Below are 13,161 nucleotides of genomic sequence, written 5' to 3' on the forward strand. Positions count from 1 at the left end.
ACTAGTAAACATGACTATAGCGCCAAACCAGATCAGAAATAAACTAATTTTCAACCAATTACGTCTTATATATTCAATCATTTTAAGCGACCTCCTTCAATTGTCTTCTGAATAAACGAATTAACCAGCGTGTCAGACTAATCGAATATTTAATTAAATATTTCGTTGAATACCAGGTCATTGCGATGAATAAAATACCAACACCTACAATTACAAAACTTACCCCAAATTGCATCAATCCAACGTTAAAACCTTGATTAAACATATCAAATGGCGATAGTCCTAAACTAATCACGCCACTGATAATAAATGAGGTAGCGATTACGCCTGCAATCATTGGTACTAACCATATTAAAAAATAAACTGTGGCAATTAGAATAGCAGCCGTCAGCAATAGCGGTCCCCATACAGGTGCTCCTAGGATAAGTAAAATGACAATCAAAACGATTATTGGTGTCGATAACTTTTTTTGTATTTTTGGTCGGTCATTTTGAATCAAACGTATCGCAATTTGACTTGGATTTTCTAAACTTAGAATAATATCTGTCACAGATTCGCCCGCTTCTAAACGGTCATCAATCATCTCGTCATAATAATCAAGTGTATTATCAATGTCTGCCGCTTGATAATGTTTAAGTTCTTCTTCTAGCTCTACAATAAATTTTCTCTTACTCATCGTTACACTCCCTTTATGTAATCGTAAACGTTTATTACCTGTTGCCAATCATCTAAAAATTCTTGAATATCTACTAATCCCGCCTCAGTTATGTGATAATATTTTCGCAATCGACCATTGTGTTCAACACTGTAACTCTCAATAGCGCCTTGTTTTTCTAGTCGTTTCAAAATGGGATAAAGAGTTGAATCTGAAAGTTCAATCACGCTTGAGGTGTCTTTAATAATTTGGTAACCATAAGAATCTGATGTCCTCAGCGTCGCTAACACGCAAAATTCTAATAACCCTTTTTTCATCTGTATATTCATCAACTCACTCCTTTCAAAATCAATACTATACGTTACATAGTATAATGTCAAACGATATATTATTTTATCCAAAAAAATCGACAATGTCAGTAAGACAACATTGTCGATTAAGTGGATTATTAATAATAGCTTTACTCTGTAGAACTGCCAAAAAGTTCATTGTAAGGCTATTTATTTTTTGCTTTAAAGTATTGTACAATTGGTCTCAATAAGAATATGCCTAACAGATAAATCCTAACATCATAAAAAATCGAACTGACTAAACTATCTTTAATAAAGAATGACAAGATTATTAAACATAAAGATAGGCTACCAAGAACAGAAAGGGTTTCATTCATATAATCTTTATATTTTTTCATTTTCATATCCTAACTAAAGCTATTATTTTTTTCAAATTGATAATAACACCTCGTTTTATCTTTGTCTATTTTAAACGATCTTATCAATTTAACCAGTAAGAAGACAGATAAGATTACATCAAATTAATTTTGTAGTATATTAAAATAAATATTAATTCATATCATTATGAAGGGTGGTCCTATCAATGAAAAAAATATTTAAAACTGATAACAATCAAGTGAAGTGGCTAATGAGAATCGGTATCGCACTCTGTATATTGGGCCCATGGATTGCCTTTTTAAATGGAATTGTCGGCTTATCTTTAGCTGGTTTAGGACTTTCTGCTGTTACAGATTCTATTCTCAACTTACCCTTCTTTCAGAAAAATTTTTTTTACTGCTTATTATCAATCCTTTTAATGCTATTGGTTGCTATCATCATTCTCATTTATATCCTTCTAATCATACTGCTACTAAATATACAATTTTAATCATAAACACTGTAAAAATGATTCTTCAATTAAAAAACTAGCTGATAAACCCAAATTAGGTTTATCAGCTAGTTTTCAGTTTTTAATGTCATAACTTTGATTCTGTTTCGTTCGTTTAATCATATAGTGTACATACATTGCAGAGTTCGCAATGGTCACTAATACCGTTATACTCACAATTTCTGGAAAATTGTTAAATATTAAGCTTAATATTACACCCACTATAGTTGTCGTTGTAAAGAATCCAATGACCACATTACCCAATCGTAAGTATTTTTTATTATACGGACTGGTTAAGAATAACCCTAAATAAAATAACGATATACCTAAATATAGACATAGTACTGAAAAGTTTTTAGGTATTTCGATTTCACTAATAAAACCTAACGAAATAGTGACTAAACTTAAGCCAAACAAGACAAAGTAATGAATATAAATTAATCGAATACCTGTTTCACCCGAACGATTTTCATCAATATAATGATCCATTTGAGTAATATAGGTCATAAAAAGTGCACCGATAATCATGAATATTAAAATTGAATAAAAATTAAATGTTTTAACGGTGAAATACGAGGCAATACCGAGAATACTTTCTCCAAATGTAATAATTGTTAATAGTGTTAGACGCTCTAATATATGTGGAAAATTAAGTGGGTGGAGTTTCAAAACTGAACCACCAAGAGCTGGTAATATCCAACTCACTGCAATACCCAGCAAGAATACCGCAATGCCTATGTTTAGTGGCAAAAAGGAGCCAATAAATACGAGTAATGTTCTTGTTGCAACAATCAACATCATTAGTTTAGCAATTTTTTTATCATCCTTTTTAGCAGCTGTCAGGTATACCGTGCCATATTGAACAACTAATACTGTGGATAATAGCCCTGTTGCAATTGCAAATGGTTGGAACCAATTATGGATATCCCCCTCAAAAGCATTGGACATATAAAGTAAAATTGCCATATCAATCATAAAAAGAATAATATCAGTCATCGAGTTTTTTCTATATCGATTAATAAAAACACTCTTAATCATCCATGTGTTAATAAAAACGACCATTACCACTGAAAAGATAATAAATGCACTAATCATACTTGATGTGCTTACTTGAAAATGATGAAGTAAATCCGTAGCTTGTGAAATTGCGTATGCAAAGACTAAATCATAAAATAATTCAGGTAATTCAACTTTCTTTTTTCTGACTTGTTCTACCATTTTAATTCCCTCGTTTTTTTAAAATTAATGAGTTAGATTACTCTACAAATCGTTTAAATACTACTAAAGACATTTTATTATAGCACCTTTTTCCAATTTATCTGAACTATATGAATAGCTAAATAAAAGAACCATCTGGATAAGCACTTTTAGAGAAGCAACTATCTAGATGGCCCTTTATTAATTTTGTAGATACAATTAATAAACGATTATATTTTAAAAGAATCTCTTAATTAATAAGAATCTTTGCCGTTCCTATAAATATCATTACCATCATAGATCTTATCGTTCACTTTAAAATGATTATCCACTTTAATGACAATGTCATTCCCAATCCAATAATTTTTTGGCGTCAATTTTAAAAATCCAAGTTTATTCTTTGCTCCCGATTTGAAACTTTCCATCTCACTTTTATTTATCTCACTCCGTACATACTTAGTCACGCCATCTTGAAATTTAATCACTAAAAATAAATTTGGTAACATGCCGACTTCGTTTATGCTAGGTATCCCATTGTTAGCCATTAGTATGCCTCCTCTTTACTAATCGTTTTTCTCGTATCCACTTTCGTTGTAAGACGCTTAAGTAATACATTCAACCTATATAAAAAAACAAAGTACTGATTACTCAGTACTTTGTCTACGTCTGAAGTATTCTCATCTCAAAAATACTTTCTATTTATTCTATCCATTTATTTGGTGCCATGCTTTTATTTGGGCTAAACGCTCTTTAAAACGTCGTTCCTTACCTTCGCTGGTTGGTTTATAATATCGATGTCCTGCTACGGAAGGTGGCATGGTACTCATAGTCGTTAACTTATCTTTGGCATAATGAGCTAATTCGTACCCTTTACCGTACCCTAGATCTTTCATTAATTTGGTAGGCGCATTACGTATTTGTAATGGTACGGGATCATTGGCCGTGGTTTTAACATCTTTAGCTGCAGCTAATCTTGCCTTATAAACGGCATTTGATTTAGGTGCCAGAGACAAGTAGGTTACTGCTTCCACTAAGTGAACATCACATTCAGGCATACCAATGAATTGGCATGCCTGAAAAACATTAATTGTCACATTGAGTGCATTCGTATCTGCTAACCCGATATCTTCACTTGCAAATCGAACAAGTCGCCGTGCTATATATATCGGGTCTTCTCCGCCTTCTAGCATTCGGGACAGCCAATAAATAGCAGCATCGACATCACTATTACGCATCGATTTGTGCAAAGCTGAAATTATATTATAGTGTTCTTCCCCATTTTTATCATAACGGACAAATCTTTTATTAATCAATTGGCTTAAATTATCCATCGTCACCGTAACGATATTATCAGCTTTTTCACCATTCAGAACTGCCATTTCCAAGGTATTTAATGCCATTCTGGCATCACCATCTGCAAAATTAGCAATCGCTTGAATTTCATCAGAACTAATGTGGATTGTTTGTTCTTCAAATCCGTCCGGGTTGCTGAGCGCGTTTTCGATTAATACAACAATATCTGCCTGTTTAAGCGCATGCAGTACAAATACTTTACACCGGGATAATAACGCTGAATTCACTTCAAAAGACGGATTTTCAGTTGTAGCACCGATTAAAGTAATACTACCTCTTTCAACATAAGGCAAAAATGCATCTTGTTGTGCTTTATTAAAGCGATGTATTTCATCGACGAAAACAATGGTTTTTTGACCAATTTCACAATCTAACTCCGCTTGTTTCATAATTTTTTTTATCTTACTAATACTACTATCAACTGCACTAAAGCTTAAAAAATTAGATTCAGTTTTACTTGCTATAATTTCGGCTAAAGTTGTTTTACCAACACCAGGTGGACCCCAAAAAATCATTGAAGGAACTTGATCACTTTCAATAATTTCTCGTAATATTTTGTTAGGGCCAAGTAGATTCTGTTGACCAACAAATTCTTCTAATTTTCGTGGTCGAACTCGACTGGCTAATGGTGAATTTTGAGGTTGATTAGAGAAAAGAGATTCCTGTTTCATTGATCAAACCACCTTTCTTTTAAGTCTGAATTTTTTCATGTTATACTTAATCATACACTGTACCGTTACGTTACAGACAATAAAGGAGCCTTATATGTTAAAAATAAGTGAGATGGCCAAATTAGCTAACACAACTCGCCGTACATTAATCTTTTATGACCAAGAAAATATTTTTAAACCTGCCCAAAAAAACGAATCTGGTTATCGTTATTATGATTATGACCAATTATACGATTTGCTATTTATACTTGGTTTACGTAGTTTAGATATTTCAGTAGCTGATATCAAGGAAATTAAAATCCATTCAAAAGGCGTACCAACACCTCAATTACTGAATGCTCAAGGTAAAATTGATAAAAAGATTGACGAATTAGTTAAAATTAAAAATGTTATCAACAAAAAAATTGAAGAACAATCTGTTACTAAGGACACTACCCTATATCAGCCCAAGATAGAAAACCGAATGAAAACAATTTTTTGGTGTTCTCGTCAATCCGTAGGTTGTACTGAGGAAGAAGTCGCTCAATTATTTTCAGAATTCTATAAACAATTAGACGCATTAGCTGTTATGGATACAACACAATCTGGATTTTTTACAACATTGGCTGTTGATAATCCAATCGGTTACGCTGAAGCGTCTTTTAGAGTTATCAAAGAAAAACTTACAGATGATCATGACGTTTTTATCCCAATCATGGAAAAACATGCAGGTAATTACGCATGTATTTTAGTGGAAAACAATGAAGCTGGTATCCATCAAGGATTAACTAAACTAAAATCATTCTGTCAAAAAAATAAGTTAAAAACCGCAGACTATTTATGGCAGCTTAATTCTGGCGACACCCTTATTAAAACTGGTTCCTCAAAATACGGCTGGCTTGAGTTTGCCATTTTGAATGAAAAGATTGAATAGACAAGAAAAAAAATTAGGCAACCTTCCTCCGGTTTAATACCGAAGACAAGTTACCTAAAGATGTGAAGTGAACCCAAATATTGGAAACTTAGAAACTACTTTTTTAGATTAGTTAAATAATTCAATCTGACACTCTAGTCGTTAGTAACAATAACCTGTCCGATTGGACGGTCTTTTTCCATCAAATAGCGATGAGCGTCTTGAATATCATCTAGTTTAAAAACTTTAGAAATCGGAAAGTGAAACTGTTTTTCATTAATAATATTAAACAACTCATTAACCATAGAACTATCAACATTAGATGAATCAAAAACTGTCGCGTACTTATTCGCCAAGTTGATGAACGGGTCAAAGTCTTTCCATAACCATTCCCCACTCAATTGACCAACTAACGTGTAAAACCCTCCTGTTTTAAGATGTGCTAAGGAATCCTCTACAGTTGTAGTACCTACCACGTCAATTATCACATCAAATTTGTTACTTGTTTCAATATGATTATCTTGATCTAATATGACTTCATTAGCTCCTAAAGTATATAGCAACTCTTTACGGTTGTTTTGCCTTGTTGTACTAGATACAGAAAGTCCAAATCCCTTTCCTAACAATAACGCAGCCATTCCAACTCCAGTAGTTCCACCACGAATTAATAAAGATTGACCTTCCTTAAATCGTGTTGCTTTTAAAGCCCCAAAAGCAGTATAGAAAGTTTCAGGATAACTGGCTAACTCTATCCAAGTTCCATTGAATGTTACAGGATAAATGATATTATCAGGAACTAAAGCATATTCTTGATAACTACCATCAAATTCACGCCCAAGGCCACCCATAAAAATTACGACCTTTTGTCCTTTTTCTAAGTTACTTTCCTGTGAAGGCTCATAGACCTCACCAACAGCTTCAACACCTATTACTCTCGGAAATTTAACTGAAGGTGATCCACCTTCTCTAGTTAGCACCTCATAACGGTGTACTGGAAAAGCATGAATCTTTATAACTGTTTTATTTTGAGTTGGATTTGGAATTGAGCGTTCGACAATTTCCAGTACTTCTGGGCCACCTGATTTTTTTACAACAACTGATTTCATAATAATTAACCCCCATTAAGTATTTTTTATACATTTACAATATACATAAATATATACTATCTTGTTACGTCACAGTCAAGTTAGAGTGCTCAGCAAATAGAATTATATCGATTAAATGCATTTTATTTAAATTGTTTAAAATAAAAACACCGCATAATACTTAGATTTTCGCCTAAATATTATGTAGTATTTTATTGTCTAAATAAAAGGTCTTCCACCTGCGAGCATTAATCCTAAAACACCCACACATAGGCAACAGATGCCTACCGCGTAGATGATACTTTTATTTAATTGCTTTTTATTTTTTCGTGCAAAGGTCATTTCAGTTAGTCCAATAAATATTAAGGCAACAACTAATTTAATGGCCGTTAAAATTGGATTTCCTTGCCATGCGTACCCTAGCAACATAATACCACTAGCAATTGAAATCAAATATCCCAGTCTCGTAATCATTTGATAAATTTTTGTATTAGTATTTGTAAAAATTGTGAGCGCCACTAGAACCGCTATCACAACCCAAGTAATCAAATGTATCCATAACCAAATCATAGTTAATCTCCTTTTATATCAATCTTACTGTTAGCTTATCATTATCCATCATTAAATCAAGGATTCAAAATTATTTAAACGATTGTGATTACTTTCATGCAAAAAAAATAATCCTTATACTAAAGGATTATCATTTTTAAGCTTATTCCCATTCAATTATAACGGTCGATTACAATCGTTGTTACAACGGCATTTATGCCAGTTTATTATTCATTGGCGGAGCTGCGGCGGAGCAACAGTCTGATTACCATTAAACTTCACCTTAGATTCCTTTGGTGCTGCATAGGTTATATGACCTGACATCATCTGTGCTAGTTCCTTATCTGCACCAACATACATGTGCGCATAGTGCCTTAACGTAATTTCCGGGGATGAGTGCCCCAGCCGTTTAGACAGAACAAGCACTGATACATTGAACTCATTAATCAAGTAACTAGCATGACTATGCCGAAGTCCTTTCCCTTGTATCGGGTGAACATTGGCCAACTTGGCGTACCGATGGATTATCCGCATGAGCGTTGATTTCAGCATCGGGCTTCCGTCATAGCTAAAGACAAAATCATCCTGCTTACCAAAACCATTCTGAGTTTGACGTTTTTTCCAAACACGGAGCACCTTCAAAGTATCCCGATCTATGGAGATAGTTCTCAAACCGCTATCAGTTTTAGTGTAGTCATGCCGTTCCCAATTTTGTTTGGTCTTGATTACCAGCATGTGAGTAACGCGTAATTGTGCATGCGTGAAGTCCACGTCCGCCCATTGTAGCGCCATCCCCTCATTAACACGAACACCCGTCATAAAGTAAACATACAGCATGACAAAGTTCAGGTGTTCGTAGTAGTCGCTAGTACAAATCTGGTTTAGTACAGCTTGAAACTCACTCTTAGTCCAATACGGCACCGTAGCACGTCCCTTAGGTATCGCCTTAACACGCTTTGACACATTACTAGGTAAGTAATTCATCTCAACCGCAAAATCCAGCGATTTACGAAACATACCAAAGACCAAACTTGCATAGCTCTGTGAGTAACCAGCATCTGTAAGCAGCCAGTTCCTAAAGCCCTGAACCTGCCTAACATCTAGCTTTCGTAATTCTATATCTCCAAATTTTTGTACGAAGACGTTTAATGAAGTCTTACGCGTTTCAAACGTTTCTTTTTGTACGCTAGCTTGGTATGCAGGAATATACGATTTTCGCATGTACACGCCATAGGTTAACGCATAGACGGTATGGCCGCTCTCGCGATCAAATTCTGCTTTCAGTCGTACAACTTCCCTGTGCGCAGCAGTCGCTGACTTGAACAACTGGCCATCCGCGTCTTTTTGACTCTTTTTCCGGATTCTTTTTCCGGTACTTTCATCCACCCCCAACTGTATATCATAGTAGTAGCGGCCATTTTGGCCACTGTATACACCAGCGAACTTAGTCTTTGGCATCGTCTGCATCCTTTCGAATGGATGCTCCAATAATTGCCTCAACCGCTGCAACCGGTACCCGACCTAGGCGCCGATTGGTATAAAACTCATATCCTTGTTGTACCATGCTCCGCTTTGCTTGTCTAATTAATTCAGCAGCAGTATTCTCACGATAACCAAGCGATATCAGGTCTTTCTTCGTAACCGTGTTGTTTTCCATTCAAGGGCCTCCTCCATTCCCAAAATCGACCGTATTTTTTAGTTTCCAGACGGTCTTTATATCGTTGTCCTGCGCTAACTTGCCATCGCTCGTAATATCAATCTGGTAAATTGCTACATCTGTTTCCAGCGCACTATCTGGGCTGTCCAAGTGCCCAACAACAAAATTCGGTCTAAAAATTGCGAAATAACTTTCATCTAGATCCCAGTAATCCACAGTCGGCTGCTTTAGTCCATGGCTCACAAAGTACCGTGGTTGATGATATGCGTGCGGTATTTGTAGAAGTTCTTTAGTTATATATTTGGTAATATAGTTAGCTGCCTTACGCTTGTCGGCAATATGGCTTACCGTACTAAAACCCTTTTCCCAGCTATCTGCATTGTATATCTGCAATCCCTTTTTCTTAATTAGCCGCTGACTCTTGGGGTAACGTGCAGGCGTTAAAGGTGGGGCAAGTCCGCCAGTAACGCCATGAAAATGAATTCTACCCGATGAAGGATGAAGTTCAGGAATAAATAGGTAGTCAAACCTACCGAACTTTTCGCGCTGATACTTCAACCAAGCACGCAGCCGCCTTCGTGCATACTCATAGTTCTTTGCATTCACCTTCGAGTCATCAAACGTAAGCGTCCAAAACAAATTGAACGAATTTGCCTCTAGATAGTATTTCACCTTTCTCTTAATCCTAAATGCCTGCTGCACGAGTTGGGTTTCATCACTATATGACACATTTATAGGCATATTCGACTCTGGATTTTTCAATAATTTTGGAGATTTGTGAACCCTTGGCACGCCATATTTCACAATTTCGATATGATCTTCAAATGTAATAACTTTGGCGTTGTACTCATACTCACCGCTATTCTTGCTCATTTTTTCAGCTTATCTTGCCTGTATGTCAAGTAACAGGCAAGTCCTCGCTGGCAGTCGCAGCTTGTGGCGTTCCGCCACCGCCACGCCTACCAGCAAGCATTGTAAGTGTTGCTTTAAACGGCAGTTTATCTTCATCATATTTTGGCGGTAAAAATGCTTTTGGCCCATCCCAATTCAAACCATCCAGCCAAATGACACCACCAAATTCTTTTGCATCAATTAACGGTAAATCATGGTGACTCTCTCCAAACACCTCCTGAGCTTGCTGAGGCGACGTTCTACCTAAGCTGATCCGCATCCCTAGCGAACTCCTGGCCTCTGTTGGGAGCGCAGACGCAGGCATCATTTGCCCCGCTACAATAACCGAGATAGAACTCTGCCGTCCCTTTGTAATCAAGGACAACAGTTTGGCGTTGAATTGGGGATATAGTTTGTCGGCTGTTTTCCTCTGCTGATCCTCAGCCTTCATGTTTGCAACCAGCGACAGTAGCTCATCGACAACAAGGAGAATCGTACCCTGATGAAATTTTTCGCAATGCGTAATATCCCGCTCATCATCGGGATCTGCATTTAGCTCCTTGTATCGCTGATCCATGATTTTGCACAATTCGTCAACGAGCTGAATTGCCTCTTCCGTATTCATGGCAACCTTACCAATACGCTTCATCGACTGACCCAAGAACGCTGCCTTACCATCGATCGTATACACGACATTATCGGGATTATTTACCAAGAAGGATATAATCAGGCCCTTTAGCAAACTAGTTTTCCCCGTTCCTGTTGGACCGACTATCAACCCCATCGGCTGTTTAGATGTTAGCGACATTCTGCCAGTCAATTGAATATTGATCTTTTCGCTTGTCTGCAACGCGTCCAAACGGTTGATTGTAATTCGCTCATCCTTATTGTGAGTTAGGTTAATTTCGATAATGCCGTTTCCAGACTTCTTATCACGAATTTCCCAGTAAGCTGTCGTCTCCTTGGTGAGGAATGCAACCAGGCGGCGTCCAATATCCGCTTCGAAATCCGAGCTGACACGGCCACCCGTTAGTAGCGTGATCTTAACTTCATCATTCGAGACCACATATCCCCATCTTACGTATGCGACATGGCCAGTCACGCCTTGCTTAATCAAATTAACGTTTTCCGAAAATTGCCAAAGCAAACGTTCCATCTTCCAACGTTCAACTGGCGAATATCTACTGTGGAGATATCTCCAAGCCCCAGCAAGAGACACAACTACTCCAAGTAGTCCAAGCATCAGGATAATTGGCCATAGATCTAATTCCGATTTTTGGCCAATTATTTTAGCCCACGTCCACTTAGCGCAGCTCCAGAGAATGATTAGCACTGTAACACATGCCCAGACCTTAAACAATAATCTTGACCGTACCTGCTTGCGTTGATCAACCTCATCAATGGATTCATAGATGCTCAGCTTCGCAGTATGCGTAGAGACTGGCAAAAATCTGCTAATTGTTTCCCTTGCGTTTTTTATCATTCAAGAACTCCTCTTCAAAGTCTCCTACTTGCTGGCCGGTAAAAATTCTGTACGCAGCTGCAATCAAAGACTCAATTCTTTTAACATCGAATGCGTCACGGTTCGTGAGACAATATTGAGCTTCATTCAAGTACGCCCAAACAGATAGCTTCTTTTTTTCACTCATACCTACGCCTACTTCCCATCGCTAATATTCATAACAAGCTTCACGTCACGCCAGCCACTAGTACGCCCCGCGCTCCACTTAAGCATTACCTTGGCGTCTTTCAATTCAATCTCTGTGCCCAAAAGTTCTGCCTCAGAAATTTCCAGCAGATCCTTCTCATCCCCAACAAGTTCCAGTGCATACGTCTTTAAGTCCTCTACCCCGTCGCCAGATTTCTCCAATGTTTTGGCAAGTTCAGCATCTACTATGTGGCATACTACCTTTGCGACCGATCCGTTGATTGGATCACCGTTATCTGCGTAGCGCGGACTTTTTGATACCGATACCACGCGAGCTGCTTTTGGCTTCTCAACGTTGCTAATTTCAACTTCTGAAAGTTTGACCTTGGCTAGTTTCATGCATTTCTCCTTTTCTGGATAAACATCCAACACAGTTTTAATAGACTAACTTTTATCAAAGGCCTTTGATTGACTACATCTTATCTTCAATTACGCCCAATATATATATCAGGCTTCGCCAATGTCTTGACACCCGAAAAACCGGGTATTGACGTATCGGAAAAGATGTGTATCAAAAAAGGCGAAGTTTTTAAAACTTCGCCCTAAGTGACTATTTTGATATTTGTTGGAGAAACCGATTCATTATCAGCGGTGTTACCCGATAATCAACAAATCTTTTTAATGGTTCACCAAGTTGCTTAAGTTCGAGAACCTCACCTAACCCTTCTCTCGAGACACCGCCAGAATCAATCTTATCTATTAGTGGGATTCCTGCGGCAATGCTTTCGTTATCAGCACTACTTTCGAAGTCAATTACTGTCGCTATTTTCGTTTCTTGATTCCGAACTCTTGTGAATTTGTCCCACTCATTCAGCAAGTCGCTTTTTATTCCTTCATATATTTGTTGAATCGTATTGTTCGGAATCCTAAGAGGCTGTGTCTGCTTTATATCATTAATAAGGCTACCTAGTCGGTTATTTTGGAATTGCGCTTCATTACACACTGACTCAAATACATTAGGCAGATAGTTTCTAATTTCATAATTAGACCCCCAAATGCACTCATACACATCCTTAAAATTCAAGGTATCTACAAATCGTAGATAGTACTTGGAAGAAGGCACTAGATAAGGATTCTGACGCGTATCCAATCGGGGAATAGGTGCGGTTATGGAGTCAACCATCGAATAACTTACTTCGTGTTGGTAACTTGGAGCCTCATTATACTCTTTTGCATTCTTGAACCCAGCAGTTTGATATTTGGATACGCCCTGCTCCTTCATACGCCGCTTGAGTCTTTCTGAAAACACCCTGTAGATAAACCAGACCGTATCTCCATATTCGCCGAATGCTTTTTCCCTCGCGGCTACAGTGCTCATATCTATTCGTACCATATTAGCTCCTTG

At 37.2% G+C, this 13,161-nt stretch carries 16 protein-coding genes; 2 read left to right on the top strand and 14 right to left on the bottom strand.

Going from position 1 to position 13,161, the window contains the following annotated elements:
* Positions 1 to 82: 82 nt before the first annotated feature.
* Together AC1RPH_RS00305 and AC1RPH_RS00310 are read right to left on the bottom strand one after the other, a co-directional pair.
* Positions 83 to 676, bottom strand: a complete 594-nt coding sequence (locus tag AC1RPH_RS00305) for a DUF1700 domain-containing protein (RefSeq protein ID WP_481760896.1) — start codon at positions 674 to 676, stop codon at positions 83 to 85.
* Between the two features lie 2 nt (positions 677 to 678).
* Positions 679 to 984, bottom strand: coding sequence for a PadR family transcriptional regulator (locus AC1RPH_RS00310; protein WP_409021630.1), 306 nt, complete (start codon positions 982 to 984; stop codon positions 679 to 681).
* A 544-nt stretch (positions 985 to 1,528) separates the two neighbouring features.
* On the opposite strand from AC1RPH_RS00310, the gene AC1RPH_RS00315 reads away from it, so the two are divergent.
* Positions 1,529 to 1,813: a hypothetical protein gene (locus AC1RPH_RS00315; RefSeq protein ID WP_481760897.1), complete on the top strand. Its 285-nt coding sequence runs from the start codon at positions 1,529 to 1,531 to the stop codon at positions 1,811 to 1,813.
* 75 nt (positions 1,814 to 1,888) lie between these two features.
* On the opposite strand, the gene AC1RPH_RS00320 is transcribed toward AC1RPH_RS00315, so the two are convergent.
* The 3 genes from AC1RPH_RS00320 to AC1RPH_RS00330 form a co-directional block, all read right to left on the bottom strand.
* Positions 1,889 to 3,031 carry a low temperature requirement protein A gene (locus AC1RPH_RS00320; RefSeq protein WP_481760898.1) on the bottom strand — a complete coding sequence of 381 codons (1,143 nt, stop codon included), beginning with the start codon at positions 3,029 to 3,031 and terminating at the stop codon, positions 1,889 to 1,891.
* Positions 3,032 to 3,264: 233 nt separating this feature from the next.
* Positions 3,265 to 3,555, bottom strand: a complete 291-nt coding sequence (locus tag AC1RPH_RS00325; protein WP_481760899.1) for a hypothetical protein — start codon at positions 3,553 to 3,555, stop codon at positions 3,265 to 3,267.
* A 159-nt stretch (positions 3,556 to 3,714) separates the two neighbouring features.
* Positions 3,715 to 5,034: a replication-associated recombination protein A gene (locus AC1RPH_RS00330; RefSeq protein ID WP_481760900.1), complete on the bottom strand. Its 1,320-nt coding sequence runs from the start codon at positions 5,032 to 5,034 to the stop codon at positions 3,715 to 3,717.
* Positions 5,035 to 5,128: 94 nt separating this feature from the next.
* Here AC1RPH_RS00330 and AC1RPH_RS00335 point away from each other — a divergent pair, with 94 nt between their 5' ends.
* Entirely contained in the window at positions 5,129 to 5,947 is an 819-nt protein-coding gene (locus AC1RPH_RS00335; RefSeq protein WP_481760901.1) for a MerR family transcriptional regulator, read from the top strand.
* Between the two features lie 134 nt (positions 5,948 to 6,081).
* Here AC1RPH_RS00335 and AC1RPH_RS00340 read toward each other — a convergent pair whose 3' ends face one another.
* The 9 genes from AC1RPH_RS00340 to AC1RPH_RS00380 form a co-directional block, all read right to left on the bottom strand.
* A complete protein-coding gene (locus tag AC1RPH_RS00340) occupies positions 6,082 to 7,032 on the bottom strand; it encodes a zinc-binding dehydrogenase (RefSeq protein WP_481760902.1) in 951 nt (316 codons plus the stop codon).
* Between the two features lie 198 nt (positions 7,033 to 7,230).
* On the bottom strand, positions 7,231 to 7,581 hold the full coding sequence (locus AC1RPH_RS00345; protein ID WP_409021639.1) for a YisL family protein: 351 nt from the start codon (positions 7,579 to 7,581) through the stop codon (positions 7,231 to 7,233).
* 210 nt (positions 7,582 to 7,791) lie between these two features.
* Positions 7,792 to 9,018: a tyrosine-type recombinase/integrase gene (locus AC1RPH_RS00350; protein ID WP_481760903.1), complete on the bottom strand. Its 1,227-nt coding sequence runs from the start codon at positions 9,016 to 9,018 to the stop codon at positions 7,792 to 7,794.
* On the bottom strand, positions 9,005 to 9,217 hold the full coding sequence (locus AC1RPH_RS00355; RefSeq protein WP_003599276.1) for a DUF3173 domain-containing protein: 213 nt from the start codon (positions 9,215 to 9,217) through the stop codon (positions 9,005 to 9,007). Before AC1RPH_RS00355 ends, AC1RPH_RS00350 begins: the two co-directional genes overlap by 14 nt.
* Complete coding sequence (locus AC1RPH_RS00360) at positions 9,218 to 10,090, bottom strand: rolling circle replication-associated protein (protein WP_481760904.1); 873 nt, start codon at positions 10,088 to 10,090, stop codon at positions 9,218 to 9,220.
* A 25-nt stretch (positions 10,091 to 10,115) separates the two neighbouring features.
* Entirely contained in the window at positions 10,116 to 11,591 is a 1,476-nt protein-coding gene (locus tag AC1RPH_RS00365; protein ID WP_481760905.1) for an FtsK/SpoIIIE domain-containing protein, read from the bottom strand.
* On the bottom strand, positions 11,563 to 11,757 hold the full coding sequence (locus AC1RPH_RS00370; protein WP_481760906.1) for a hypothetical protein: 195 nt from the start codon (positions 11,755 to 11,757) through the stop codon (positions 11,563 to 11,565). Before AC1RPH_RS00370 ends, AC1RPH_RS00365 begins: the two co-directional genes overlap by 29 nt.
* 8 nt (positions 11,758 to 11,765) lie before the next feature.
* Positions 11,766 to 12,155, bottom strand: a complete 390-nt coding sequence (locus AC1RPH_RS00375) for a hypothetical protein (protein ID WP_481760907.1) — start codon at positions 12,153 to 12,155, stop codon at positions 11,766 to 11,768.
* A gap of 211 nt (positions 12,156 to 12,366) precedes the next feature.
* Positions 12,367 to 13,149 carry a hypothetical protein gene (locus AC1RPH_RS00380; RefSeq protein WP_481760908.1) on the bottom strand — a complete coding sequence of 261 codons (783 nt, stop codon included), beginning with the start codon at positions 13,147 to 13,149 and terminating at the stop codon, positions 12,367 to 12,369.
* Positions 13,150 to 13,161 lie beyond the last annotated feature (12 nt).

The organism is Dellaglioa sp. CoH-57-MRSF-16, from assembly GCF_056782055.1.

Coding starts and splice junctions, on each gene's coding strand:
- AC1RPH_RS00305 (WP_481760896.1), bottom strand. CDS start 676: ATGAGTAAGAGAAAATTTATTGTAGAGCTAGAAGAAGAACTTAAACAT.
- AC1RPH_RS00310 (WP_409021630.1), bottom strand. CDS start 984: ATGAATATACAGATGAAAAAAGGGTTATTAGAATTTTGCGTGTTAGCG.
- AC1RPH_RS00315 (WP_481760897.1), top strand. CDS start 1,529: ATGAAAAAAATATTTAAAACTGATAACAATCAAGTGAAGTGGCTAATG.
- AC1RPH_RS00320 (WP_481760898.1), bottom strand. CDS start 3,031: ATGGTAGAACAAGTCAGAAAAAAGAAAGTTGAATTACCTGAATTATTT.
- AC1RPH_RS00325 (WP_481760899.1), bottom strand. CDS start 3,555: ATGGCTAACAATGGGATACCTAGCATAAACGAAGTCGGCATGTTACCA.
- AC1RPH_RS00330 (WP_481760900.1), bottom strand. CDS start 5,034: ATGAAACAGGAATCTCTTTTCTCTAATCAACCTCAAAATTCACCATTA.
- AC1RPH_RS00335 (WP_481760901.1), top strand. CDS start 5,129: ATGTTAAAAATAAGTGAGATGGCCAAATTAGCTAACACAACTCGCCGT.
- AC1RPH_RS00340 (WP_481760902.1), bottom strand. CDS start 7,032: ATGAAATCAGTTGTTGTAAAAAAATCAGGTGGCCCAGAAGTACTGGAA.
- AC1RPH_RS00345 (WP_409021639.1), bottom strand. CDS start 7,581: ATGATTTGGTTATGGATACATTTGATTACTTGGGTTGTGATAGCGGTT.
- AC1RPH_RS00350 (WP_481760903.1), bottom strand. CDS start 9,018: ATGCCAAAGACTAAGTTCGCTGGTGTATACAGTGGCCAAAATGGCCGC.
- AC1RPH_RS00355 (WP_003599276.1), bottom strand. CDS start 9,217: ATGGAAAACAACACGGTTACGAAGAAAGACCTGATATCGCTTGGTTAT.
- AC1RPH_RS00360 (WP_481760904.1), bottom strand. CDS start 10,090: ATGAGCAAGAATAGCGGTGAGTATGAGTACAACGCCAAAGTTATTACA.
- AC1RPH_RS00365 (WP_481760905.1), bottom strand. CDS start 11,591: ATGATAAAAAACGCAAGGGAAACAATTAGCAGATTTTTGCCAGTCTCT.
- AC1RPH_RS00370 (WP_481760906.1), bottom strand. CDS start 11,757: ATGAGTGAAAAAAAGAAGCTATCTGTTTGGGCGTACTTGAATGAAGCT.
- AC1RPH_RS00375 (WP_481760907.1), bottom strand. CDS start 12,155: ATGAAACTAGCCAAGGTCAAACTTTCAGAAGTTGAAATTAGCAACGTT.
- AC1RPH_RS00380 (WP_481760908.1), bottom strand. CDS start 13,149: ATGGTACGAATAGATATGAGCACTGTAGCCGCGAGGGAAAAAGCATTC.